General features: G+C 64.6%; 20 protein-coding genes. 10 read left to right on the forward strand and 10 right to left on the reverse strand.

Going from position 1 to position 24,383, the window contains the following annotated elements:
* Positions 1-66 precede the first annotated feature (66 nt).
* Positions 67-702 (reverse strand): PolC-type DNA polymerase III, encoded by a 636-nt coding sequence (locus tag F8197_RS05660; RefSeq protein ID WP_152880621.1) that lies wholly within the window; start codon positions 700-702, stop codon positions 67-69.
* Entirely contained in the window at positions 695-1,957 is a 1,263-nt protein-coding gene (locus F8197_RS05665; RefSeq protein ID WP_152880623.1) for an Hsp70 family protein, read from the reverse strand. The genes F8197_RS05660 and F8197_RS05665 overlap by 8 nt, the downstream gene beginning before the upstream one ends.
* A 273-nt stretch (positions 1,958-2,230) precedes the next feature.
* Between F8197_RS05665 and F8197_RS05670 the strand changes: the two genes are divergently transcribed.
* From F8197_RS05670 to F8197_RS05690, 5 genes are all read left to right on the forward strand, one after another.
* Positions 2,231-3,364: a LacI family DNA-binding transcriptional regulator gene (locus F8197_RS05670; protein WP_152880625.1), complete on the forward strand. Its 1,134-nt coding sequence runs from the start codon at positions 2,231-2,233 to the stop codon at positions 3,362-3,364.
* A gap of 3 nt (positions 3,365-3,367) precedes the next feature.
* Positions 3,368-5,557 carry an ATP-dependent helicase gene (locus tag F8197_RS05675; protein ID WP_152880626.1) on the forward strand — a complete coding sequence of 730 codons (2,190 nt, stop codon included), beginning with the start codon at positions 3,368-3,370 and terminating at the stop codon, positions 5,555-5,557.
* Between the two features lie 115 nt (positions 5,558-5,672).
* The gene (gene pal, locus F8197_RS05680; protein WP_152880628.1) at positions 5,673-6,200 is read left to right on the forward strand and encodes a peptidoglycan-associated lipoprotein Pal; all 528 of its coding nucleotides are present in this window, start codon (positions 5,673-5,675) and stop codon (positions 6,198-6,200) included.
* A 150-nt stretch (positions 6,201-6,350) separates the two neighbouring features.
* Complete coding sequence (locus tag F8197_RS28510; protein ID WP_227012083.1) at positions 6,351-7,103, forward strand: hypothetical protein; 753 nt, start codon at positions 6,351-6,353, stop codon at positions 7,101-7,103.
* Positions 7,100-9,517, forward strand: coding sequence for a hypothetical protein (locus F8197_RS05690; RefSeq protein WP_152880630.1), 2,418 nt, complete (start codon positions 7,100-7,102; stop codon positions 9,515-9,517). Before F8197_RS28510 ends, F8197_RS05690 begins: the two co-directional genes overlap by 4 nt.
* 19 nt (positions 9,518-9,536) lie before the next feature.
* On the opposite strand, the gene F8197_RS05695 is transcribed toward F8197_RS05690, so the two are convergent.
* The 3 genes from F8197_RS05695 to F8197_RS05705 all read right to left on the reverse strand — a co-directional run bounded on the left by F8197_RS05695 (position 9,537) and on the right by F8197_RS05705 (position 11,824).
* Positions 9,537-10,010, reverse strand: a complete 474-nt coding sequence (locus F8197_RS05695; protein ID WP_152880632.1) for an FKBP-type peptidyl-prolyl cis-trans isomerase — start codon at positions 10,008-10,010, stop codon at positions 9,537-9,539.
* A gap of 92 nt (positions 10,011-10,102) precedes the next feature.
* A complete protein-coding gene (locus F8197_RS05700; RefSeq protein ID WP_056144959.1) occupies positions 10,103-10,330 on the reverse strand; it encodes a hypothetical protein in 228 nt (75 codons plus the stop codon).
* 45 nt (positions 10,331-10,375) lie between these two features.
* A complete protein-coding gene (locus F8197_RS05705) occupies positions 10,376-11,824 on the reverse strand; it encodes a SulP family inorganic anion transporter (protein WP_152880634.1) in 1,449 nt (482 codons plus the stop codon).
* Between the two features lie 26 nt (positions 11,825-11,850).
* Here F8197_RS05705 and F8197_RS28815 point away from each other — a divergent pair, with 26 nt between their 5' ends.
* Positions 11,851-12,252: a hypothetical protein gene (locus F8197_RS28815; protein ID WP_227012084.1), complete on the forward strand. Its 402-nt coding sequence runs from the start codon at positions 11,851-11,853 to the stop codon at positions 12,250-12,252.
* A gap of 15 nt (positions 12,253-12,267) precedes the next feature.
* Here the strand turns inward: F8197_RS28815 and F8197_RS05715 are convergent, their stop codons facing one another.
* Together F8197_RS05715 and F8197_RS05720 are read right to left on the reverse strand one after the other, a co-directional pair.
* Positions 12,268-13,050: a Crp/Fnr family transcriptional regulator gene (locus F8197_RS05715; RefSeq protein WP_019920969.1), complete on the reverse strand. Its 783-nt coding sequence runs from the start codon at positions 13,048-13,050 to the stop codon at positions 12,268-12,270.
* 187 nt (positions 13,051-13,237) lie between these two features.
* Positions 13,238-15,286, reverse strand: a complete 2,049-nt coding sequence (locus F8197_RS05720) for a TonB-dependent siderophore receptor (protein ID WP_227012085.1) — start codon at positions 15,284-15,286, stop codon at positions 13,238-13,240.
* A gap of 149 nt (positions 15,287-15,435) precedes the next feature.
* On the opposite strand from F8197_RS05720, the gene F8197_RS05725 reads away from it, so the two are divergent.
* The 3 genes from F8197_RS05725 (at position 15,436) to F8197_RS05735 (ending at position 18,493) form a co-directional block, all read left to right on the forward strand.
* Positions 15,436-15,867 carry a Fur family transcriptional regulator gene (locus F8197_RS05725; RefSeq protein ID WP_040377684.1) on the forward strand — a complete coding sequence of 144 codons (432 nt, stop codon included), beginning with the start codon at positions 15,436-15,438 and terminating at the stop codon, positions 15,865-15,867.
* 133 nt (positions 15,868-16,000) lie between these two features.
* Positions 16,001-17,260, forward strand: coding sequence for a GTP-binding protein (locus F8197_RS05730; protein WP_152880637.1), 1,260 nt, complete (start codon positions 16,001-16,003; stop codon positions 17,258-17,260).
* A gap of 66 nt (positions 17,261-17,326) precedes the next feature.
* Positions 17,327-18,493: an esterase-like activity of phytase family protein gene (locus F8197_RS05735; RefSeq protein WP_152880639.1), complete on the forward strand. Its 1,167-nt coding sequence runs from the start codon at positions 17,327-17,329 to the stop codon at positions 18,491-18,493.
* On the opposite strand, the gene F8197_RS05740 is transcribed toward F8197_RS05735, so the two are convergent.
* On the reverse strand, positions 18,459-20,126 hold the full coding sequence (locus F8197_RS05740; RefSeq protein WP_152880641.1) for an ATP-dependent DNA helicase RecQ: 1,668 nt from the start codon (positions 20,124-20,126) through the stop codon (positions 18,459-18,461). The genes F8197_RS05735 and F8197_RS05740 overlap by 35 nt on opposite strands.
* An 88-nt stretch (positions 20,127-20,214) precedes the next feature.
* On the reverse strand, positions 20,215-20,601 hold the full coding sequence (locus F8197_RS05745; protein WP_152880643.1) for an OsmC family protein: 387 nt from the start codon (positions 20,599-20,601) through the stop codon (positions 20,215-20,217).
* 190 nt (positions 20,602-20,791) lie between these two features.
* Here F8197_RS05745 and F8197_RS05750 point away from each other — a divergent pair, with 190 nt between their 5' ends.
* On the forward strand, positions 20,792-23,086 hold the full coding sequence (locus F8197_RS05750) for an outer membrane beta-barrel family protein (protein ID WP_152880645.1): 2,295 nt from the start codon (positions 20,792-20,794) through the stop codon (positions 23,084-23,086).
* A 60-nt stretch (positions 23,087-23,146) separates the two neighbouring features.
* Here F8197_RS05750 and F8197_RS05755 read toward each other — a convergent pair whose 3' ends face one another.
* Positions 23,147-24,316, reverse strand: coding sequence for a branched-chain amino acid ABC transporter substrate-binding protein (locus F8197_RS05755; protein ID WP_227012086.1), 1,170 nt, complete (start codon positions 24,314-24,316; stop codon positions 23,147-23,149).
* Positions 24,317-24,383: the final 67 nt, after the last annotated feature.

Below are 24,383 nucleotides of genomic sequence, written 5' to 3' on the forward strand. Positions count from 1 at the left end.
AAACCCGCCCGAGTCCGGCGTTTGCGCGGAGTCAAACGAGTCCGGGACCGTTACGGCTAGAGCGGGTCAGACCGCTGCCCGGGATGCCGATTGCTGTTTCAGGAGAAATTGGTGGACCTTGGCGGCGGCCAGCTTGTTGACCGACACCAGCAGCGCCGGATCGACGGCGGCGATGCCGTACGTGGATCCGATATGCTTGCCGATATGGATCAGCACCTGGGCGGCCACCTCGGCATCGGACTCGGCCCGGTGGGCCGCGCTCTTGAAGCGGATGCCGAGCTGGCTGGAGAGCTGGCCCAGCTTGTAGCTGGGCAGTTGCGGAAACACCCGGCGCGACAGCTTGAGCGAGCACACCAGCGACTGGTGGCGCGCCTGCAGGTTCAGGCGCGCGGCCTCGGCCAGCAGGAATTTCTCGTCGAAGCTGGCGTTGTGGGCCGACAGCGTGTCGCCGCCGATAAAGTCCAGCAGTTCCGGCAGCACGCGGTGCACCGGCGGCGCGCTGTCCACCATGGCCTGGGTGATGCCGGTCAGTCCCGTGATGAACGACGGGATGCGCACATCGCAGTTGATCAGCGAAACATAACGCTCGACCACCTCGCCGCCGACAATGCGCAGCGCCGCCACCTCGGTGATGCGGTCGCCCATCACGGGCGAGAGGCCGGTGGTCTCGAAGTCGAGCATCACGATCGGCTGGTCAAGCATGGGCGCCGCCGAACTTGCGCACCGCATCGAGCGCCAGCCCGGCGCCGATGCTGCCGAACAGATCGCCCTCGACCTTGCGCGCACCCGGCACCAGCGCCGCAATGCGCTCGCGCAGCATGCGCACGCCGCTCGAACCACCGGTGAAGAACACGGTATCGACCTGGTCCGGCGTGACACCGGCGTCGCGCAGCAAGTTGAGCACGGTGGTTTCCACCGAACCGACCAGGTGGCTGATGGCGTCGTCGAACCGAGTGCGGTCGAGCTCGATCGTCACCGCCGGCGTCAGGCGGTCCAGTTCCAGCAGGTGGCGCTCGGCGCCGGACAGCGCAATCTTGCCCTCTTCCGATTTCATCGCCAGCCAGTGGCCGGCGCGGTCGTCGATCAGGCGCTGCAGGCGGCCCAGCTTTTCCTGTTCGGCCGAATCGCGCAGCAGGTCGGCCAGCTGGGTCCACATCTTCTTGGTGTAAGCCTGGTTGATGGTATGCCAGGTGGCCAGGTTGAAGAAGTAGCTCGATGGTACTTCGCTGCCGTTGCGCAGCTTGCTGCCGAAACCGAGCAGCGGCATCACCGCAGCCAGGCTCAGGTATTTATCGAAGTCGGTACCGCCGATGTGGACGCCGCCGTTGGCCAGGATGTCGTCGCGCCGCTCGGCTTTTTTGGCGCGGTCGGGCGACAGGCGCACCAGCGAGAAGTCGGACGTACCGCCGCCGATGTCGGCGATCAGCACCAGTTCTTCGCGGTCGATCTGCGACTCGTAATCGAACGCGGCGGCAATTGGCTCGAACTGGAAGGCGATGTCGGTAAAGCCCACCGAGCGGGCGATCTCGGCCAGCGTGTCTTCGGCCAGCTGGTCGTTGGCGGCGCTGTCGTCGATGAAGTGCACGGGGCGGCCGAATACGGCGGAGTTGAACTGGCGGCCGGCGGCGCGCTCGGCGCGGTGCTTGATCTCGCCGATGAACTGGGCCAGCAACATGCGGAACGGCAGCGCGCGGCCACCGACCTCGGTCTGGCCGTCGATCAGGCTGGTGCCGAGCAGGCTTTTAAGCGAGCGCATCAGGCGGCCCTCGTAGCCGGCCAGGTAATCGGCCAGCGCCGCGCGGCCGAACTTGACTTCTTCCTCGTCGGCGTTAAAGAACACGACCGACGGCAAGGTGGTTTTGCCGTCTTCCAGGCCGAGCATCACGGGGTGGCCGGGACGTACCCAACCCACCGTGGAATTTGACGTACCGAAATCGACGCCGCATGCGTTGGCCATGTCGCCCCTTCAACTGATAAAGGGGCGGTATTTTAGCAGGAAAATTAGCAGAAAACTGCCTGCTGCAGAAGAAATTGCGGCGGTGCTGCAACACATTACATCGCGCCTGGAGCAATACGTAAGTAATTTCCACATAGAAATGCCCTATAAGTAAGAACTAGGTGCAATTGATATTGCCTTGCGGTAATTTATTGATTAAGCTCCTTGCAATACAACCGCTGGCGCGGCAATGCCCGGCTCGTCCGGGTCCGTCCCTGCGCCAACCACGAGACAATGACCAAAATAAAGCCGTGCGTGGAGACTACCGCCATCGCCCACAAAGCCCTGATCGCCCGCGAGGCACGTCGTGTGACCTCGTATGATGTGGCGCTGGTGGCAGGGGTGTCGCAGTCCGCCGTATCGCGCTGCTTCCAGCAGGGGGCCAGCGTCTCCGAGGCCACGCTGGCCCGGGTGATGAAGGCCGCCGCCCTGCTCGACTACATTCCCAATGCCGCCGCGCGCAGCCTGATCACGCGCCGCTCCAACATCGTGGCCGTGCTGATCGCCAGCCAGGCCAACCTGCACTACCCGGAACTGCTTGGCGAATTGAGCCAGCAAATAGGGGCACGCGGCAAGCGCGTGCTGCTGTTCACGCTGCCGAAGGAGACCGACGTCGATCGCGTGCTGTCCGAAGTGTGGCAGTACCAGGTCGATGGCGTGATCGCCGCCGCCCGCCTCACCGCCGACCACATCGCCGAATTCGAACGGCGCCAGATGCCGCTGGTGCTATTCAACCGCACCGTGCGCGAACGCGCCGTCAACACCGTCACCTGCGACCACCGCGAAGCCGGCCGCATGCTGGTCTCGCGCCTGGCCGCCGCCGGCCACCGCCGCTTCGGCATCATTGCCGGCAACGAGGATTCCACCGTCGCCAACGAACGCCGGCGCGGCGCCTGCGAGCGTCTGGCCGAACTGGGTCTCCCGCCGCCCATGGTGGTGCCGGGCCAGTCCGACTACCCGAGCGGCGCGGCCGGCCTGCGCGCCCTGATCAGCGCCATGGGCGCGGTGCCGGACGCGATCATCTGCGGCAGCGACGTGATGGCCATCGGCTGCCTCGATTGCGCCCGCCACGAACTGGGCATCGATGTGCCGCGCCAATTGTCGGTGGCCGGTTTCGATGCGGTCGAACCGTCCAACTGGCTCAGCTACAACCTCACCACGCTGCGCCAGCCGATGCCCAAGATGGCGATGGCGGCCGCCGAACTGCTGTGCGCCGTCATCGACCGCAGCGACAATGCCGCCGCCACGCCCGACCGCCGCGTGTTCAGCGCCCAGTTCATCGAGGGTGCGACCGCGCGCCTGGAGCCGGTGTTCAGCGCAGTCAAGGGGAACAACGCGGGTTTGTCCGCGCCGGTCGCTATAATGTAGCGGATGAATGCTACCCAGTCTCCGCCACTCCAGAGCCAACCCCGCTTCACCCCGCGCGGCCTGATCCCCACCCTCGAGCAGCGCGCGATCCAGCTGTCGCAAAACCGGGTCACGCTGGTGGACGCCAACGCCGGCGCCGCCAAGACCACCACGCTGGCCCTGCGCATTGGCGAAGCGCTGGCCCGTAAACTCCCGCCCGAGCAGATCCTGACCCTTACCTTTACGCCCGAGGCGCGCGATGTCATGCGCCAGCGGCTGCTGGACGTGGGCGTGCCGCCCACATTGGCCGAGCGCGTCGATGTGCTGACGTTCGAGGACTTCAGCGCGCGCCAGCTCGACGCCATCGACGGCGACGGCCTGCGCACCTGCACCGAGCCGCGCCAGTTGAAGCAACTGGCGCTCGCCGCCATGGACCGCGTCGGCGAACGCTACGCCGGCCGCCTCGACAGCCTGGAACTGCACACCCACAGCATCGCTGTCAGCCAGTTCCTCGAAGCGCAACTGACGCTCAAGGCCACCATGGCGCTCGACGCCGACGTCGAATTCATGGACGTGGAAGAAGCAGCCGAACAGCTGGGCGTGCCGGTGGCCGACTACCTGACCACGCTGGAATACGAGGCGCTGCGGCTGGACGGCGGCGCTGGCGCCCTGCTGCGCGGACCGTTCGACGCCACCTACGACCTGGCCTGCAACTTGGTGGGCGGCGCGCGCCTGGCCGAACAGTTCCCCGACTACCGGCTGGTGCTGTGCGACGAGCTGCACGACCTGAACGAGGCGGCGTTCCGCATCCTCGAAGCGCTGATCGACCGTCCGCAATGCTATTTCGTCGGCGCCGGCGACCGCGACCAGGTAATTTACGCCAGGCTGGGCGCCAGCGACGCCTACCTGAACCAGCGCTTCGCGGCACGGTTCCCGAAACTGGCGCGCTACCCGCTGACCTTCAGCTACCGTCACGGTCCGCACCTGGCGTACGCCATGGCCGCCTTCAAGGACAAACCGGTGGAATCGAACCTGCCGCTGCGCACCGAGATCAGCCAGCCCCACTACGACGACGCTGCCCACTGCGCACGCCAGGTGGTGGAAGCAGTCAAACGCTGGAAGGCGGACGGCCATGCGCTCGACGGCTGCGCCATCCTCATCCGCGACCGCCACCAGTCGGTGGCCATCGAAAACGCCCTGATCGAAGCCGACATCGACTACTGCACGCCCGCCATGGCAGGCTACCTGCAGCGCGACGAAATCCTGTTCTTGCGCGGCATGCTGGCTATCGCGCTGCGCGATTTTCGCGCCGTCAAATCGGAACAGGTGCGCGGCGCCGTGGTCGATGCCCTGGTGGCGTTTTCCGAAATGGCTTTTACGGCCCGCCGCATCGACCACTTCAAGACGCAAATCGCCAAGTCGCCCGACCTGCTGGGCGAACTGTTCCTGATCGAGGACGAGCATCGCGACGGCGTGGAACCCACCTGGCGCGACGTCGCCAGCGTGACCACCAAGCGCGCCGTGATCGACGCCATCGCCTGGCTGGCCACGCTGGACCCGGCCACGCCGGCGGCGCAGGTCCTGACCGAATTGTGCGAACGGGTACAGCTGGTGGCTGCCGCACGGCGCATCTTCGTGCGCCCGTACGACGCCGGCGTGGTCAACAAGTCGGTGGACGGCCTGCTGGCGTGGGCGGCCGCGTCCGGGCTGGGACTGGCCGACTTCTGGGCCGCCATGAACGCCCGCGAAGCATTTGTCCGCCGCAAGCGCGCGCCGAAGGCCGTGCTGATCGAGTGCGTGGCCAACGCCAAGGGCAAGGAATTCGACCACGTGATCCTGCCATATCTGCAGGCCGACGAATTCCCGCATCCCCAGCAACCGCGCCGCGACGAGGAAAACCTGTTCTACGTGGCCGCCACCCGCGCACGATTGAAACTGACTTTGTTGTCGCCATCCGACACTGCTGCCCGCAGTTCCTTCCTCGCACGCTTGCGCCTGCCGCAATGCAACACCGCCGCCGACACCGCCATCACGCGCAACCAGGCGCAGCAGGCAGCGGCTGCTGCGGCACCGGGCCGCCACTACCTGACTGCCAGTTACCAGGAGAAGGATGCGGTGAAGGCACTGGGCGCGCAGTTCGACATGGCGCGCCGCGCGTGGTACGTCGAAAGGGGGACCGATTTGACTCCCTTCGCGCCATGGCTCAAAAAATAATGCAGCGCGCCAATTATAATCAGAGAAACCCTTATATAATATTGGTCGCGGCTGGCTTGACAGCCTCACACCCTTTAGTGTGCCCCACAACATAATTCGAATCGGGAGTATATCGATGAAAAACACCAACATCCTGCTGGCAGCCTGCACCGTAGCCCTGCTGAGCGCATGCTCGACCCCAGCACCTGCACCAGCTCCAGCACCTGAGCCAGTCAAAGCTGCTCCGGCGCCTACCCCGGCACCAGCGCCAGTCGCTGCACCGGTACAAGCGCCACTGGCCGCCTACCTGGACCCAAACAGCTCGATCTACAAAAACCGTAGCGTCTACTTCGACTTCGACAAGTACACTGTCAAGCCAGAATTCGACGGCCTGGTTGCCGACCACGGTAAATTCCTGGCTGCCAACCCTAACGTGTCGATCAAAGTCGAAGGCAACACCGATGACCGCGGCAGCGCCGAGTACAACCTGGCCCTGGGTCAGAAGCGCGCACAAGCCCTGATCACCGCCCTGAAAGTACAAGGCGTGAAAGACGGCCAGATGGAAGCCATCAGCTACGGCAAAGAAAAGCCAAAAGCTACCGGTTCCGATGATGAATCGCGCGCACAAAACCGCCGCGACGACATCGTCTACCCAAGCAAGTAATTCTGTCGCGCCAACGCGCAACAGGTAAAACGCCCGGCCTGCGCGCCGGGCGTTTTTGTATCCGCACCGCATCCGGAGCCAAATAAGCTATTTTGTTTATTTGATAAATATCGGTAAAATGGGGCACCGAGTTTCAGCCTGCCCCATCCGATGTCGTGGTTCTCCCCAATTCCCTTACTGATCGTCTTGCTGGCCTGCGCAGGCGCCCGCGCCGACACTCCGGCGCCGGCCGTGGCCTGGCTGTGGGACAGCGCCGTGCTGCCGTCATGGTCCACCGCCGAGGCGGCGGTCCTGCAACGCCACATCCTGCTCACCGGACCCTCCGCCCGCACCCGCCCGCGCGCCCATTGGCCGCTGATGCCATCGACGACCCGCATCACGCCGGTGCTGCACGTGGAAGTGAGCACCGTCAATCCGCCGGTCGATATCGCCACCCGCACCGACATGATCGTGCAAGCCATGCGCGAAGCGGCGCAGTCCAGCACCTCGGGCTGGGTGCAGCTGGACCTGGAAGCGAAGCCGTCGCAGCGCGGTTTTTACCGCGCGCTGGTAGCACGGGTGCGCGCCGAACTGCCGCCGCAGATCAAGCTGAGCGTGACCGCGCTGGCCTGGTGGTGCCGCTCGCCCGCCTGGCTCGACGACCTGCCGGCCGACGAAGTGGTGCCCATGTTCTTCCGCATGGGCCGCGATAACGTCCGCATGCGCCACATCGTCGAACACACACCCGAACTGCTGCACGCCAGTTGCCGCCAGGGCAGCGCCGGTTTCGCGCCGCAGGAACCGTTCGCACCGCAGGTGATCGCCCGCTACCGCAAGACTTACTGGTTCGACCGTTACGCCTGGCAGCGCAGCACGTCGGCCGCATCCCCCCTTCCACCGCCCGTTCCAGGAACCACGCCATGAACCGCCCGCTCCCTGCCATTGCCATTGCCGCCCTGCTGTTGTTTACCGGCGGCCACGCCGTTGCCAGCGGCGGCGAAGATCCGGTTGACTCGTTCGTCAACCGCAACCGTACCGACATCGCGCTGGGCCGCTACCAGAGCGGGCACCTCGGCGTGGTGCTGCCGTCATACGTCCGCAGCAATCTGTTTACCGCGTGGCGCGCCGTCATGCTGGGCGCGCCGGGATTGCAAACGGCGCCCAATCCCGCGGGCGCCCTGGCCCTGGTCGAGGAGCGTCGTGGCGGCGGCTGGCAGGACCAGGCCCAGGGCCGGGAAATCTACGCCGCCTGGCGCACTGCCGTGCGCAGCGCCCTCAAGCGCGAAATGGACCCGGCGCCGGCAGCCGATCCGCTGATCGACAGCTACCTGAACTGCCCGACGGCTAGCTATGTGTTTGCCACGCGCACGCTGGGCGAGCTGACCGCGCGCGCTGACGCCACGCCGGCACGGCTGGCGGCGTGGGTGTCCACCCAGCGCGAGGTGTTCAAGGCGTGCGGCGACGATCCGCTGGACCGCAGGGACTACTTCCAGCGGCCCAGGGTGCCGGTGCAACCGGCGCCGCTGGCTGCCACCGAGCCCTTGTACTGGCGCCAGGTACAGGAGTACCAGCTGGCGTCGGCCGCGTTCTACAGCGAGGACTACGCGCGCAGCACCGCGCTGTTCGACCGGATCGGCGCCACCGCAGGCCACCCGCTGCGCGCCTGGGGCGACTACCTGGCGCTGCGTTCGCAAGGACGCGCCGCGCTGTACGTACCGGGTACGCCCGACGAGCGCTGGCAGGCGCGCGTAGCGCAAGCGAAGGAAAGTCCCGACGCCAAAGCGGCGCGCCAGGCGCGCCAGCAACAAGCGCTGGCCGATGTCGAGGCGCGTATCGCCCGCATTTTGGCCAATCCCGCGCTGGCGGCGCGCCACGGCGACAGCCGCGCCATCGGCCGCATCCTGCAGGCAAAGTTCACACCGGTGGAGCGCTTCGGCCAGGTCAGCAAGCTGCTTGACGATCCGCGCAACGACCCGTACCGCGACGACCGCCTGGGCGACTGGCTGGCCCTGGCCGACCGCCTGCTGGACCAGCCGGAGCCGGCCACGGGCAAACCCGAGCTACGCGCGGTGTCAGGCCTGGTCGACTGGGTGATCACAGTGCAGCAATGCAGCCCCTATTCTCCGGAAGACAACCGCGAATTTGCCGCCAAGGTCGCCGCAGACTGCGCGCCATCACAGGCGCACGTGCAGGACCGCTGGCAGCACTATGCGAAAGACGGCAACGCCGCCCAGGCGCGCGCGTGGCTGTTCGCCGCCGCCATGATCAACGACCGGCTGACGCCCGAGCTCGAAAAAGCCATGCTGCAAGTGGCGCCCTCGGCGCCCGAGTACCTGACGGTGCGCTACGCGCTGGCACGCCATTACCGCCTGGCCGGCAAAGCCGACCAGGCCCGCGCGCTGAGCGAGGCGGAACTGACCGGCGCCGCGCTCTCGAGCACCGCGTCGGATTCCGCCCGCAACCTGTTCCTGCAGGAGCGCTTCGCTGTCGCCACCAGTGTGAGCGATGCCGCCCGCTATTTGCTGCGCAGCCGGGGCTACCAGATCGATGCCGACACCGGCGAACCGGCAGCAGTGCAGGATCCCGACACGGTGACGCGCGGGCGGCTGGCAGCGGATGGCAAACGCTGGCTCAATACCGGGCTGGCGGCAAGCGACCTGTTGACGCTGGCGGCTGACCGGCAACTGCCGGCCGACGAACGCGGCCGCATCGCCCTGACCGCCCTGATGCGTTTCGACATGACGGGCCAATACGAGGCGGCCGTGAAGGAGGCGCAGCAGGTGGAAGTCGATGCGCCGGAACTGGCGCCGGTGATGCGGCAGTACCGCGCGCTCGTCGCCAACCCGGACCGCCACCACTGGCTGATGCTCAATGCCGTCAAATATGGTTTCAGCCCGATGCGCAATACCTGGGCGCTGGCCGTGCCTTACGTACCGCGCGAGGTCGATGAAACCCGGGCCGACATGTGGTGCAAGATGCCGTCCGCCGTCGGGCAGGAATACCAGGAAAATGGCTGGGTGATGCAAACAGTTTGGCTGGAACAGGCGCCGCCGATGCCGCAGGTGGCCGGCGTGGATGCCGCGCGCCGCAAGGCGGAACTGGCACAACTGGGCGCGCTGAAAACCGCCACCGGCTACCTGGGCGACCACGTGCTGCAACGCGTGGCCAGCAAGCCGAACGACGCCGACCTGCCCTGGCTGCTGCACGTGGTGGTGCGCTCGACGCGCGGCGGCTGCCTCGACGACGACGCCAAGGCGTTGTCGAAACAGGCCTTCACCGTGCTGCACAAGCGCTACGGCAACAGCGCATGGGCGAAGAAGACGCCCTATTTCTATTGATCCGGTGCGCGGTGAAAGGTCAACGCACTTCCACCAGTTCGATATCGAAGACCAGGTTGGCGTTGGGTGGAATCACACCATTGCCGGTGCCGGTGGCGCCGTAGCCCATGCTGGCCGGGATCATCACGGTACGTTTGCCGCCAACTCTCATGCCGGTCACGCCCTCGTCAAAACCCTTGATCACCAAGCCGCCGGCCAGGACGAAGTCAAGCGGCGACCTGCCAGCCGACGAATCGACCTGCGCTCCTTTTTTCGATGTCGCGGTGGCATCGTAGAGCCAGCCGGTGTAGTGCACATAAACAGTTTTCCCGGCTACGGCCAGCGCGCCCGTGCCGACCACATTATCGATCTTCTGCAGCGTGATGGTGTCAGGAACCGCAGGGATGGTCGGCGCCACTGGCGCAGCAACATCGCCACCGCCGCCACCGCCGCCGCCACAACCAGCCAGCGCCAACGCCAATCCAAACGCGCACGAAGAAAACAAATGTCTCATAAAACTCTTTCTTGATAATGGTTAACACAAATGCCGCGAAATGCGCTGGCAGCATACAGTAACAATGTATTTGTGACCATCATTCAAGCAAACTATTTGAGGATGACCTTGCGGACGAACTCGACCGCAGCCAGGGCGAAGAAAGTGTAGGCGCACCAGGGCACCAGGTAGCCGGGGATGAACGACGGCCGGAATGCAGCCAGGGCCGTAAAGGCGGCGCCGAAGGCGAAGGCCGCTGCCAGCACCCATTCCTTTTGTTTCGAGAACAGGCCCACGCAGGTGATGGTGCCGGCCAGGCTGATGATGGTTGCGATCTGCATTGGAGTGGATTTTCTGTCAAGGATGCGCAGAATACCACGAACACGTCAGGCGGTCACCGAGACGCCGGCCCGTGCCAGCAACTGCTCGCAGCGCGCAGAGAGATGCTGCACTTGCAGCCGTTTGCCGGCGCGCGCGTAGCGTTCGCTCAGTGCCGCCACCGCCACCACCGCCGAATGATCGACCAGGCGCAGGTGGCGGCAATCGAGTACCACGGTTTGCGGATCGTCCTGCGGCGAAAACAGGTCGTTGAAGTGGGCGATCGACGCGAAGAACAGCGTGCCGTGCGGCGTGTAGTGCTTGACGCCGTCGGCATCGACCATGGCCTCGGTGCGCACCTCGCGCGCGTGGCGCCAGGCAAAGCTGAGCGCGGCGATCACGATCCCGCACAGCACTGCCACCGCCAGGTCGGTCGCCACGGTGATGCAGGTGACAACGACAATCAGCAGCGCATCGTGGCGCGGCACCTTGCCCAGCACTTGCAGCGAACTCCACGCAAACGTCTGCTGGGCAACGACGAACATCACCCCCACCAGGGCCGCCAGCGGAATGCGCTCGATCAGCGGCGACAGGAACAGGATGAACAGCAGGATCATGATGCCGGCGACCGTGCCCGACACCCGCGTACGCCCGCCGGAGCCGAGATTGATCATGGTCTGGCCAATCATGGCGCAACCCCCCATGCCGCCGAACAGGCCGGAGGCGACGTTGGCTGCGCCCAGCGCCACGCATTCGCGGTCGGGCAGGCCTCGGGTTTCGGTGATTTCGTCGGTGAGGTTGAAGGTCAGCAGCGTCTCGAGCAGGCCCACGACTGCCATCAATAACGCATACGGCAGCACGATGCGCAAGGTTTCCATGGTCAGCGGCAGTTGCGGCAGGCTGAACGACGGCAAACCGCCGGCGATGGTGGCCATGTCGCCCAGCGTACGCACCGGCAGGTGCAGCAATTCCGACAGCAGCCCCACCCCGACAATCGCCACCAGCGCCGGCGGCACCGCCTTCGTCAGACGTGGCAGCATGTAAACAATGGTCATGGTCAGCGCCACCAGCCCGCACATCCACCACATGGCCGTACCCGGCAACCAGCTGCCATCGACGCGAAAATGCTGCAACTGCGACCAGGCGATCACGATCGCCAGCCCATTGACGAAGCCGAGCATCACCGGATGCGGCACCATGCTGACCAGCTTGCCCAGCCGAAGCACGCCAAACAGCAGCATGATCACGCCGCTAAGCACCACCGTTGCCAGGAAATACTGCAAGCCATGCTGGGCGACGAGCGCCACGATCACCACCGCCATCGATCCTGCAGCGCCCGAAATCATGCCCGGACGGCCGCCAAACACGGCAGTAATGGAGCAAATAAAGAACGCGCCATACAGCCCGACCAGCGGATTCAAGTGCGCAACCAGCGCAAAAGCGATGCATTCGGGAACCAGCGCAAACGACGTGGTCAACCCTGCCAGGGCGTTTTTAGTGAAATTGGTGGACCACATAGGGGATCTGAGAGTAGGTAAACACGATGAGCACCGCGCAAAAAAATAGCTGCCGAGCATCATTGATGCACCGCAGCAGACGTATTTTACACGGATGGGATGGTTTACCGCAGTGCTTGGGTGAACTGGCGCACATTCAAAACCGGCCGGGACAGGCAAAATGGCTTTGCTTTCCACTCAACAACTTTCAAGTCGAGCCCGCCATGTCTGCCATGATGAACGCTACCCGCGCCCTGAACCGTCAAAAAATCGCTGTCGAGAGAACGCTGTATGCGCGTTCGGCAGAGGAATCGCAACTGGCAGCGCGTTGGGCCGCCGCCTGGCACAAACTGGTCCAGCGCAAACTTGACAACATGACCACCCGCTCTGCCCCCCGGGTGGACTTCAGCGGCTTCCTGGTGAACCCGCCGTCCCGCGTCTTGCATTAATCTTTCTGCTGTTTCTCAAGCAGCACGCTGTTCCATGCCGGCCGCCTTGTTGCGGCCGCCCTGGTAGCAGCTGCCTGCACGCGCTTCCATTCCCGCACGATCGAGCACGGTAACGCAACCACGGCGGTAGGAAATAAGGCCTTCGTCGGACAGCTTGCCTGCCGCGCCGGTCACGCTCTCGCGGCGTACGCCCAGCATGTTGGCGATCATTTCCTGCGTCACTTTCAATTCATTGCCCATCGAACGATCCAGGCGTTCCAGCAACCAGCGGCACAGTTTTTGTTCGATGCTGGTGTGGCGGCTGCCGGCCACGCTTTGCGCCAATTGGGCGAACATGGCGCTGGTGTAGCGCATCAGTTGCTGGGCCAACGGGCCGCCAGCGTAAAACACTTCGCGCAGCACATCGGTACGCAGGCGGTAGCCGTAACCGGCGGCTTCCACGACGGCTGAATACGAAGCGCGCTCGGTCGGGTACAGGGCCACGCCAACCACGCCTTCACGGCCGACTACAGCGATCTCGGTGGTGGCGCCGTCTTCCATCACGTATTGCAGGGAGATAATGGCGTTGGTCGGGAAGTACGTATATTCGACCTTGTCCCCGAAGTCGAACAGGTGTTTGCCGGCAGGCAACGCAACCAGTTCCAGCGCGCTGAACAGGGCCAACAGATCGTCACGCGACAGGGCGCGCAGCAAATCGTTTTGTTGGGCGCCGATCAGGCTGATCTGCGAACCGGCGCTGCTGTGGCCTGCGGTGGCGTTGGCGGCGGTGGTTGCGGAGCTGGTGTGGTATGCGTTCATGGTGTCTGCCTCTAGATGTGTGGTCTGGGTGAGTTGGTTATCGCTCACCGTTGATGACACTATATCTAGCAGGCCGATCCGCCGGTATAGGACCGGCGTGTAGGCCAATGTAGGCACCAAGCAAGAGGAAATGTGGTCCTTGTCCTACGTTGGCATCAAGACACTGTGTAGTAGCACACCGAACAACTCAATAACTGGCGCGCAATTGCAGGTAAGCGGTACGTGGCGCACCAACCATGCGGCCCGCATTGCCGTCCACGTTGCGGGTGTAATAGCGGCGGTCCGACAGGTTGTTCACTCCGGCCATCACCTCGTACCCCGGTTGTCCCTTCAGCTTCCAGCCCACCTGGGCATTCCACAGGCGGAAGCCGGGGATGGCGCCGACAGCGCCGCTGGCCGCTTCCGCCACGGTGTTGGCGGCATCCGAGAACTGGCGCGTCTGGTGGGTGCCGGAGACGTTGAACGACCATGCATCGATCCGGTAGCGCGCGCCGACGGTGTCGGTGCCGCGCGAGTAGAACGGCACGTCCAGGCCGGCCGTGGCGCCCGATTCCTGGATCGCCCTGGTATAGGTGTAGTTGGCGTAGAGGTTCAGGCCGGCCAGCGCGCTGACGTCGGCAAAACTGTAATCGAACGCGGTCTCGATGCCTTCGTGGTTGGTGGCGCCGATGTTCTGGAACGTGGCAGGCACGGTACCCGGCACCTGCAGGATCTGGTTGTCGAACTTGAGCTTGAAGGCGGTGAACTCGGCGCTGACGGCGCGGTTCTTCCAGCGCGCACCGGCCTCGAAGGTTTTGGCCACTTCCGGGTTAAGCGGATTGGTGGCGCTCTGCGAATTGAGCTGGGTGTTTTGCACGGCGCCAAACGACGTGGTGTAGTTGGCAAACACGGTCAGCGCCGGGTTGACCAGGTAGGCCACGTTCAGCGATGGCAGCGCCTTGTTGTTGTCCGACGCAAAAGCGGCAGCGCTGCCGCTATCGCGGCGATCGGAGCGGATGCGTTCATACCGCACGCCCGGCGTGATGCGCCAGGCGCCCAGCGCGATGCGGTCGTCGATATACACCGAATGGGCGTCGGTCGCGTTGTCGAACCTGGTGGTGGCGCCGCGCACGCCCGTGGCGACGGTCACGGCGTAGTTGTTGTCGTCGCCACGTTCGCGCAGGAAGCGGTAGCCGGCCGTGACATCGTGCGTGAGGCCGCCGGCGGCAAAGCGCTGGGTGTAGCGCGGTTCGATGCCGAGCACCTGGTAATTGCGCGGCTGCCAGGTCACCTGGGTGCGCGCGGCGTTGATCAGCGCGCTCTGGCGGAAGCTCTCGTTGTAATAGGCCTTCACTTCAAATTCCTGGGTGGCCGAGATGGTGTTGAGGTAGCCGACGTCGCCGCCCTTGCGCTCGCCGCTCCAGAAATCGGTGGGACGGGTGTTCTGGAACCGGTCTGCCGCGTACTGCGCCACCGTCAGCCCGCCCGGGGTGCGCGAATTGACGTCGAAGTACGTGAGCTTGCCGTACACCTCGCTGTGGCCATTGAGCGGATAGCGCAATTTCAGCGCGACGTCGTTGAGTTTGTCGTTACTGCTGGTGCGCCAGCCGCCGCCGTCCATGCCCGAGTACATCAGCGCCAGGCCAAGGCCGGAGTCGAATGTGCCGCCCAGGAAGGCGCTGTACTGGGTGTTGTGGCCCGCGTCGCTGAAGTCGTTGTAGCGCACCGAGACGTCGCCCTTGATGGCGCCTTCGGGAATAGCCCGGCTGCGGAAATTGATGATACCGCCCACGTTTTGCGGACCGTAGCGCACCGCGCCGCCGCCGCGCACCACGTCGATCGATTCGATATTGTTCAGGCTCACCGGGGCGAACGACAGTTGCGGCTGGCCGTATGGGGCCACGGCCAGCGGTATGCCGTCGAGCAGGATGGTGGAACGGGGCGAGTAGCGACCGGTCAGGCCGCGCACGCCGATATTGAGCGAAATGGCGCTGCCGGCCGTGCCCGAGTTGTCGGTGGCCTGCACGCCCGGTACCCGGCGCAGCACGTCGCCGATGTCGAGCGCGCCCGAGTCCTCGATGTCTTCCTTGTTCACCACCGTGCGCGCGCCGGGAAAGTTCTTGACACTGTTTTGCAGGCCGGACCCGAGCCAGCTGCCCGTGACCTGGATCGATTCCATCGGCGCCGCTGATCCTGCCTGGGCATGCTCCTGCCCCTGGGCCAGGGGCGCGGCCAGCAGCGCGAACGCTGCGGCCATGGAAGTCAACGGGAGCGGTGGCGCAGCGCGCAGGCGGATAAGAGGCATGGCAATGAAAGAAGTATCATGAAAGCGACAATGATAACACTTCTCATTCGCAACATGGCGACCTTCCCGGTCTCCCTGAAGGCCATGTTAAGATGCTGGCTATGCAAACATCCTCTTCAGACCAGGCAGAAGCACTGATCCGCGCCACCGGTGCCCGCGTCACGCGCCAGCGTGTGACCGTGCTCGACTTTTTGATGGGACAGGAAAAGTCGCTGACCCACCACGATATCCAGGCCTTGCTGTCCGACGAAGCGCTCGACTCGGTCACCCTGTACCGGGTGCTCGAATGGCTGACCGAAAACGAACTGGTGCACCGCATCGCCGGCGCCGACCAGGTGTGGCGTTTCCGTGCCGGGGCCGGTCACCATTCGCACGAGCATGCCCACTTCCAGTGCACCCGCTGCGAAGAAGTCACCTGCTTCACCGACGTGCCGCTGCCGCGCACGATCAAGCTGCCCAGCGGCTTCCAGAGTCAGGAAATGGATTTTCTGATCAAGGGCACCTGCCCCCACTGCGCAAAATCGAAACCATAAAAACTCCTCGGTCTTAATGCAATAAACTTGCATTAGCGCTGAAACGGACTTATGATGCAACTCAATTGCATTTGAAGGGTTTTCTCCGTCCTTGTTTCCGTCCGCGCGTCCGCGCCTTTTCAGCGAGCCATCCATGACCACCAACGCCCCCTCCCCGGCCGATTTGCGCCTGCCCGTCACCGTGCTTTCCGGTTTTCTCGGCGCCGGCAAGACCACCCTGCTCAACCACGTACTGGCCAACCGCGAAGGCTTGCGCGTGGCCGTCATCGTCAACGACATGAGCGAGGTGAATATCGATGCAGCGTTGCTGCGCCACGGTACCGAAAACGCCGGCGCCGCCCTGTCGCGCACCGAGGAGAAAATGGTCGAGATGAGCAACGGCTGCATCTGCTGCACGCTGCGCGAAGACCTGCTGCTCGAAGTGCGCAAGCTGGCTGCCGAAAATCGCTTCGACTACCTGCTGATCGAATCGACCGGCGTGGGCGAGCCGATGCCGGTGGCCGCCACCTTCGATTTTGCCGACGAAGACGGCGTGTCGCTCAACGACGTGGCCCGCATCGACACCATGGTCACCGTGGTCGATGCCGTCAACCTGCTGAACGACTACAACTGTGCCGACTTCCTGGCCCAGCGCGGCCAGAGCGCCGGCGAAGGCGACGACCGCACGCTGGCCGCGCTGCTGTCCGAGCAGATCGAGTTCGCCGACGTGATCGTGGTCAGCAAGACCGACCTGGTCACCATCGAACAAATGGGCGCAGTGCGCGCCGTGATCAAGGCGCTCAATCCCACCGCCACCATGGTGCTGGCCGAGAAAGGCCGGGTGCCGCTGCACCAGATCCTCGGCACCGGCACATTCGACCTGGACAAGGCCAGCCAGATGGCCGGCTGGGCGCGCGAGCTGGCCGGCATCCACGTGCCGGAAACCGAGGAATACGGCATCGACAGCTTCGTGGTGCGCGAGCGCCGTCCGCTGCACGCGCAGCGCTTCAATGAATTTCTCGACCTGGCGCTGCCGGGACTGATACGCGCCAAGGGCTATATCTGGTTCGCCAGCCGTCCCGACTGGGCGGTCGCCTATTCCCGCGCCGGGCGCATCGCGTCGGTGGAACCGGTAGGACAATGGTGGGCTGCCAGCGACCGCGCCAACTGGCCGCCGGTCGGCGACGCCGACCGCGCCGGCATCGAAGCGGCCTGGGTGGAACCTTTCGGCGACCGCCAGAACGAACTGGTCTTCATCGGCGCCGGCATGGACCGCCCGGCGCTGGAAGCGGCCTTCCGCCGCTGCGTGCTGACCGACCACGAACTGGCCGCCGGCGCCCCCGCCTGGCTGACCTATGCCGATCCTTTCCCGGTCTGGAGCCGCGAGGACGAACTCGAAGAAGAGCCGGCATAAAAGGTCGCTGACGCGTTCCGGCAGGGGCGGCTATACTGCACGCTTTTTCCGATTTGCAGATTCTCCATGGCCGCCCTGTCTTCCTTCGTCCGCACCGCCCTTGCCGCCGCCAGCCTGCTGGTGCTGAGCGCCGGCGCCCAGACCCCCGCCACCACCTTGGCCCTGGCGCGCACGCCCGATACCATCGCATCGCTGCGCCTGATCGGCGAGCAGCGCCTGCCCTGGCGCATGCGCTTCGAGGACACGCTGGTGGGCGGCCTGTCGGGCATCGACTACGATGCCGCGCGCGGCGACTGGGTGATGATCTGCGACGACCGCTCCGAGCACAATCCGGCGCGCTACTACCGCGCACGGCTCGATTACGACCAGCAGTCCTTCACCTCGGTACAGCTGACCGGCGTGACCACGCTGCTGCAAGCCGATGGCACGGCGTATCCGTCCAAGAATGATTTCGCACGACTGGGCGGCGCGGTGGCCGACCTGGAAACCCTGCGCGTCGACCCGCGCGATGGCGCCATCTGGTACGGCAGCGAAGGCGATGTCTCGCTCGCCCTCAACCCGTTCGTGCGCCAGGCCGGCGCCGATGGCCGCCTGCGCTACGAACTGCCGCTGCCGCCGCTGTTCAATGTGAAGACGGATCACAGTTCCGGCCCGCGCAACAACCAGGCTTTCGAAGGCTTGAGTTTTACGCCCGATGGCGCCTCGATCTGGGTGTCGCTGGAAGGGCCGATGTACCAGGATGGTCCGGTGCCCACGACCGCTCACGGCGCGGTCAACCGCATCACCCGTTTTGGCCGCGACGGCAAGGTGCTGGGCCAGTATGCGTATGCGCTGGAACCGCTGGCGGCCGCCCCTGGCACCGGCAAGAATGCCGACAATGGCGTTTCCGAAATCCTGGCGCTGAGCGACAACCGCCTGCTGGTGCTCGAGCGCGCCGGCATACAGGACGACGCCGGCCGCTACCGCAACTACGTGCGCCTGTACGAAGTGGACACCGCTGGCGCCACCGATATCGCGCAGCTGCCCACCGTGGCCGGCGCCAGCGTCACCCCGGTGACCAAGCGCCTGGTGCTGGACCTGAATCAGGCCGGCCTGCCGCTGGTGGACAACCTCGAAGGCATGGCCTTCGGGCCGCGCCTGGCCAATGGCCATGCCAGCCTGGTGCTGATCTCGGACGACAACTTCAACAACCGCCAGGTTACACAGTTCCTGCTGTTCGAGGTAACGCCGTAGCGCCTGTATTGACAACGGCTACTGCGGCCACCAGCGGCACTGGCGCCAATCCGGGCAAGCCGGCGGCGGCGACCGGCGGCACGTCTGGCGGGCCCTGTTCCTGTGCGATCGGCTCCGCAAGCGCCGCGCCAGCCTCCAGGTCGAACGACGACAGCTGGATCGCCGGCGGCGACAGGCAGTTGTCGCACTTGCAGCACTGCTCGAAGCCCGGCGACGCATCGTCGAAGTAATCGAGCAGCAGCTTCCAGCGGCAGTAGCCGCTCTGGGCGTAGCCCACCATCTGCTCCAGTCCCTCGCGGTCGCGTTCATGCTTGTCCGCGTACACTTGCGCCATCTCGGCGTACCGGGCAGCCTTCGGCACGGTGGCGCCGCCGGGCAGCTTGGCCAGTGCGTAATCGAGCTTGCGGCTGCGCTTGAGCAGCTTGCCGTCCTTGAGCATTTTCAGGCAGATTTTCAGCTGGCTTGCCGAGATGTGTTCGAGCTTCGGTTTCAGGTCGGCCTCGGTGAACGCGGCGCCATCGTGGGCCGCAGCAGCCTCGTACACCGCGCGCAGTTCCTCGGCTTGCGGGTAGTGCTTGACCAGGAAAAACTGCTGCAGGCGTTTATCGGCGTGGTAGTACAGCAGCGTGCATTGCGCATCGAGGCCGTCGCGCCCCGCGCGGCCCGACTCCTGGTAGTACGCCTCCAGGTTGGCCGGCACCTGCAAGTGGATCACGAAGCGCGTGTCGGCCTTGTCGATGCCCATGCCGAAGGCGTTGGTGGCCACCATCACGCGGCGCTCGCCGCTCATGAACAGGTTCTGGTTTTCCACCCGTTCGGCGGCGCGCAGCTTGCCGTGGTAAATCGTCACGCTCTCGCCGGCTTCCTTCAGTTGGGCATGCATTTCCTCCGCCGCCTTGACGGTGGCGGCATAGATGATGCCCACGCCTGCGGTCTCGCGCACCAGCAGCAGCGCCTGCGCTGCCTTCTCGGACGGATTGGTGACCTGTTTGACGCGGTAGTGCAGGTTGGGCCGGTAGATGCCGGTATTGACCACGGCCATGCGCGGGCGGCCCAACTGGGTGCGGATATCCTTGATGACGTCGTCGGTGGCGGTGGCAGTGAGCGCCAGCACTTGCGGGCGCCCCAGCGCCTCCAGTGCGGCGCCGATTTCGAGGTAGGCGGGACGGAAGTCGTGGCCCCATTGCGAGATGCAGTGGGCCTCGTCGATGACCACCAGCGCGATCTCGCTCTGCTTGAGCAGCGCCAGGAAATCGGGCGTGATCAGGCGCTCGGGGGTGCAGAAAACAATGTCGTGGGCGGCGCTTTCGATGCCTTCGAGCGCCGCGAGTTCGTCGGCGCGCGACAGGCTGCTGTTGATCTGCGCGGCGCTGGCGATGCCGGCTTCTTCGAGCTTTTCGGCCTGGTCTTTCATCAGCGAGATCAGCGGCGAGACCACCACTGTCAGCCCTTGCAGCAGCCGTGCCGGCAACTGGTAGCACAGCGACTTGCCGCTACCGGTGGGCATGACGGCCAGCGTATCGGCGCCGGCCAGCACACTGTCGATCACGTTGCGCTGGCCGTCGCGCAGTGCCGCGATGCCGAAAACCTTGCGCAGCAAGGTGGTGATTTGTTTGCTCTGCGGGGCTGCCATGGAAGACTCTCTGGTTGTAGAAAACTAAAGCCAGAGTAGCCAACGGGCCGAGGATCGACTGTGCGGCAGCACACCGCAAAACGCTTTGTCATCCGACCGTCGTATCGATCCGGGCGCCGGCTTTGAGCGTCAGGGTCACCGGCGTGCGCTCGGCGATATCGGCCAGCCGCGCCACCTGCTCCGCATCGAGCGCGCCGGTCAGGTGCAGTGTGCGGGTGATCACGGTGCCGTCATCGCCGCGCGCCAGGTGCAGGTCCACCTTGACCGCTTCCAGCGGCCACTGCTTGCGGTCGGCGTACATGCGCAGCGTGATCGCCGTGCACGAACCGAGACCCGCCAGCAGAAAATCGTACGGCGCCGGCCCTGCATCCTGGCCGCCGTTGCGCGGCGGTTCGTCGCCGGTCAGCTTGTGTCCACCCACCTCGATATCGGTGGTATACATGTCGCGCCCGATACGGGCATATCCTTGTGCCATGATTGAATCTCCTTTCCGCCATTCTAGCCGTTGCGGAGGAGACAGCCCTCTGCCAGAAAGAAGACGACATACTCCGCTTACAAACTTCACGCCAGCTTCACGTAAGTAAAGTATTGTAAATGGCAAGTTTTTAGACATTGCTTCTGTAAAATAGTCGCATTAACTTACTTTCATCACCTTGCCCCTCCTCATGCAAAAGATACTCCTGACCTGCTCCCTGCTGACGGCGCCGTTGTCCGCGCTTGCCCAGTCCACCGATGCGCCGCCGGCTACGCAGAACAACCCGCCGGCAGCCAAGCCCGGCGCCGTCAAGGCCGAGGCAACGCCGGTGGTGCCGTCGGTGACGGTCGCGGCAGAACGCCCCACCAACCGCATCGACCGCCAGGTGTACGACGTCAAGTCCGACGTCTCGAGCACCAACGGCACCGCTGCCGACGCCCTGAACAACGTGCCGTCGGTGGCGGTCGATCCCGATGGCACGGTGTCGCTGCGCGGCAGCAGCAATGTGCAGATCATGGTCGATGGCAAGCCGTCGGCCATGCTGCAGGGCGAGAACCGGGGCGCGGCGCTGCAGGCGATGCCGGCCGACGATATCGAATCGGTGGAAGTGATCAACAACCCCGGCGCGCAGTTCGGCAACGAGGGCGGCGGCGGTCCGATCCTGAACCTGGTCATGCGCCGCAACCGCAAGCCGGGCGGTTTCGGCTCGGTCAATGCCAACGCCGGCACCGAGGGGCGCTACAACAGCTCCGTCAACGGCAGCTACAACGAGGGCCTGTGGGGCTTCCAGGGCGGCCTCAATGTGCGCCACGACGGCCGCAATTCGACGTCGGAAGTGAACCGCGAGCGGCTCGATGCGCGCACCGGCCAGTATGTGCCCAGCACCCAGGATTCAGTGAGCAAGGGGCTTAACGACATGGTCGGCGCCAACGGCACCGTCAGCTACAATATGAACCAGACCGACACCCTGACCGGCAGCCTGTCGTTCATGGGACGCGGCAACGACCAGCGCTCGACCGAGCATTATGTGAACGGCGCCACCGGTTTCAACCCCGCCAGCGCCGCCAGCGACTACGTGCGCAACACCTCGCGCAGCGGCGACGCCAAGAACTTCAGCTGGGGCGCGCGCTACGACCACAAGGGCGAACTGCCGGGCGAAACGCTGAAAATCGACCTGCGCGTATCGGCCGCCGACAACGACAGCGACACCAACTACGCCAGCGACTACGCCGTCGGGTCGGACAACTTCGGCCGCACCGACACCCGCGCGTTCCAGCACAACGACACCAGCACCCGCGTGATCGATTTCACCGGCGACTACGGCCGTCCGCTGTGGGGCGGCACCACCAATGTCGGCTACAAGATCGCCCGCACCAGGAACAATTTCGACACGCTGTACACCGACATCGATCCGGTCACCAGTCTCGCCACCGTCAACCCGTCGCGCACCAACCGCTTCGACATCGAGGAAACCGTGCTGGCCCTGTATGGCACGTACCAGATGCGCCTGTCCGAGCGCTGGGGCCTGCTGGGCGGCGTGCGTACCGAGCACACCGACATGGACATCCACCAGATCACCGGCGGCATCACGGCCAAGAACAGCTACATCAATTTCATCCCCAGCATGTTCGCCACCTATAAAGTGTCGGACGACGCCAATATGCGCTTTGCCTACGCGCGCCGCCTGCGCCGCCCGCAGGCCAACGACCTCAATCCGTATGTGACCTACCGCGACGAATTCAACGTCTCGGCTGGTAATCCTGACCTGAAACCGACCAAGACCGATTCGTTCGAAGTCGGTTACGAGACCAAGTTCGGCGGTCTGGAGACCAATCTGCGCGGCTACTACCGGCGCGATACCGACGCCATCGTCGATTACCGCTACTTCATCGCCGACAATGTGCTGCTGACCACCCGCCAGAATGGCGAAGGCAGCCACTCGAGCGGCCTGGAATTCACCGTCAGCGGCAAGCTCACGCCCACGCTCACGCTCAACACCAGCGGCAACCTGATGCGCAACCAGCAGCGCTCGCAGGATGAAGCGGGCGTGATCACCAGCCGCACTGCCAACTCGCTCAGCGGGCGCGCGCGCCTGAACTGGCAGATGACCACGGCCACGCAGGTGCAGCTGGCGCTGCAAATGCAGGGCAAGATGCTGTCGGGCCAGGGCTACCGCTCGCCGAACAACACGGTCAACATGAGCGTGCGCCATGCCTTGAACAGCCAGTGGAACCTGGTGGCCAACATCACCGACATCTTCGACCGCAACAAGATGGAAACCATCGTCGACAGCACCACGCTGCGCGAGACCAGCACCCGCCGCTTCGACGGCCGCGTGTTCTACGTGGGCCTGTCGTACCGCTTCGGCGGCGTCAACAGCAACCGCAGCGAGGGTGAAGGCGAAGGCGGCTTCCGTGGCCGTCCCGGTGGTCCCGGCCCCGGTGGTCCTGGCCCCGGCGGCTTCGGCGGCCCACCCGGCGCCTGATCGCCACAAAAAAAACGCCCGGGGCCTTGCGGCTACCGGGCGTTTTTCATGTCACTGGCGTTACTTGACCACCGCGACCTTCACGCGCTTGCCCTTCTGGAACGTGAAGATGGTCAACGCGCCATCCTTGATGTCGCCACGCGCATCGAAGGCGATATCGCCGGTCACGCCCTTGTGGTTGATCTTGGCCAGGTACGGCAGGTACTTGACCGGATCGGGCGAGCCAGCCTGCTGCATCGCATCGACCATGGTCATCAAGGCATCATAGGTTTGCGGGGCGTACGTCTGCACGTCCACGCCAAAACGCTTTTTGTAGGCAGCCTTGAAATCGGTCAGCGCCTTTTCCTGCGCCGGCGCCACACCGCCCGCTTCCGCGCACAGCACCTGGTCGTCGTTCATGCCGTCGCCGGCCAGGCGCGGCACCGAATCCGAGCACATGCCGTCGCCGCCCATGAACTTGACCGGGAAGCCCAGCTGCTTCATCTGGCGCAGCATCGGCGCGGCCACTGCGTCCATGCCGCCGTAGAAGACCAGGTCCGGCTTGGTGGCTTTCACCGTGGTGAGGATGGCGTTGAAGTCGGTGGCCTTGTCGTTGGTGTACTGGGTGCTGACGATTGCTGCACCAGCCGCCGGTCCCAGGCGCTTGATATTTTTCGAGAATTCATCGGCCAGGCCCTTGCCGTACGCGGTACGGTCGTCGATCACGGCGATGCGCTTGGCCTTGACGTTTTGCAGCGCATAGCGGGCCAGCGCCGCGCCCTGCTGCTCGTCGTTGGCGATATTGCGGAACGCCGACGTGAAGCGCTGGCGCGTGTACTGCGGATTGCTGGCCGACGGCGAAATTTGCGGAATGCCGGCGTTGAAGTAAATGCGCGATGCCGGGATGGTGGTGCCCGAGACCTGGTGGCCGATCACGCCATTGACTTTTGCATCGACCAGCTTTTGCGCCACGGCCGTGCCCTGCTTGGGATCGGACGCGTCGTCCTCCGCCTGCAGCACAATCTTGTACTTCTTGCCACCGATGACGACACCCTTGGCGTTGAGTTCCTCGACCGCCATGCGGGCGCCGTTTTCATTGTCCTTGCCCAGGTGGGCGGCGGTGCCGGACGTGCCTGACGCGTGGCCGATCTTGATGATTTCCTGCGCGTTGGCGAATGCCGGAAGCGCAGTGCTTGTCAATCCCAGCGTGATCGCCAGGGCAATTTTTGTTGCGTGTGTTGGGTACGGCATACAACTCCTTACGAATTTAGCCGGTTAGGATACCATCCGACAAGACAGACCGCCATCAGTAGATGCC

It is taken from the genome of Duganella sp. FT27W (assembly GCF_009295655.1).
Lineage (GTDB): Bacteria > Pseudomonadota > Gammaproteobacteria > Burkholderiales > Burkholderiaceae_D > Rugamonas > Rugamonas zoogloeoides.

Excerpts from the sequence above, each read along its gene's own strand:
- F8197_RS05660 (WP_152880621.1), bottom strand. The coding sequence starts at position 702 with ATGCTTGACCAGCCGATCGTGATGCTCGACTTCGAGACCACCGGCCTC.
- F8197_RS05665 (WP_152880623.1), bottom strand. The coding sequence starts at position 1,957 with ATGGCCAACGCATGCGGCGTCGATTTCGGTACGTCAAATTCCACGGTG.
- F8197_RS05670 (WP_152880625.1), top strand. The coding sequence starts at position 2,231 with ATGACCAAAATAAAGCCGTGCGTGGAGACTACCGCCATCGCCCACAAA.
- F8197_RS05675 (WP_152880626.1), top strand. The coding sequence starts at position 3,368 with ATGAATGCTACCCAGTCTCCGCCACTCCAGAGCCAACCCCGCTTCACC.
- pal (WP_152880628.1), top strand. The coding sequence starts at position 5,673 with ATGAAAAACACCAACATCCTGCTGGCAGCCTGCACCGTAGCCCTGCTG.
- F8197_RS28510 (WP_227012083.1), top strand. The coding sequence starts at position 6,351 with ATGTCGTGGTTCTCCCCAATTCCCTTACTGATCGTCTTGCTGGCCTGC.
- F8197_RS05690 (WP_152880630.1), top strand. The coding sequence starts at position 7,100 with ATGAACCGCCCGCTCCCTGCCATTGCCATTGCCGCCCTGCTGTTGTTT.
- F8197_RS05695 (WP_152880632.1), bottom strand. The coding sequence starts at position 10,010 with ATGAGACATTTGTTTTCTTCGTGCGCGTTTGGATTGGCGTTGGCGCTG.
- F8197_RS05700 (WP_056144959.1), bottom strand. The coding sequence starts at position 10,330 with ATGCAGATCGCAACCATCATCAGCCTGGCCGGCACCATCACCTGCGTG.
- F8197_RS05705 (WP_152880634.1), bottom strand. The coding sequence starts at position 11,824 with ATGTGGTCCACCAATTTCACTAAAAACGCCCTGGCAGGGTTGACCACG.
- F8197_RS28815 (WP_227012084.1), top strand. The coding sequence starts at position 11,851 with ATGAGCACCGCGCAAAAAAATAGCTGCCGAGCATCATTGATGCACCGC.
- F8197_RS05715 (WP_019920969.1), bottom strand. The coding sequence starts at position 13,050 with ATGAACGCATACCACACCAGCTCCGCAACCACCGCCGCCAACGCCACC.
- F8197_RS05720 (WP_227012085.1), bottom strand. The coding sequence starts at position 15,286 with ATGGCCGCAGCGTTCGCGCTGCTGGCCGCGCCCCTGGCCCAGGGGCAG.
- F8197_RS05725 (WP_040377684.1), top strand. The coding sequence starts at position 15,436 with ATGCAAACATCCTCTTCAGACCAGGCAGAAGCACTGATCCGCGCCACC.
- F8197_RS05730 (WP_152880637.1), top strand. The coding sequence starts at position 16,001 with ATGACCACCAACGCCCCCTCCCCGGCCGATTTGCGCCTGCCCGTCACC.
- F8197_RS05735 (WP_152880639.1), top strand. The coding sequence starts at position 17,327 with ATGGCCGCCCTGTCTTCCTTCGTCCGCACCGCCCTTGCCGCCGCCAGC.
- F8197_RS05740 (WP_152880641.1), bottom strand. The coding sequence starts at position 20,126 with ATGGCAGCCCCGCAGAGCAAACAAATCACCACCTTGCTGCGCAAGGTT.
- F8197_RS05745 (WP_152880643.1), bottom strand. The coding sequence starts at position 20,601 with ATGGCACAAGGATATGCCCGTATCGGGCGCGACATGTATACCACCGAT.
- F8197_RS05750 (WP_152880645.1), top strand. The coding sequence starts at position 20,792 with ATGCAAAAGATACTCCTGACCTGCTCCCTGCTGACGGCGCCGTTGTCC.
- F8197_RS05755 (WP_227012086.1), bottom strand. The coding sequence starts at position 24,316 with ATGCCGTACCCAACACACGCAACAAAAATTGCCCTGGCGATCACGCTG.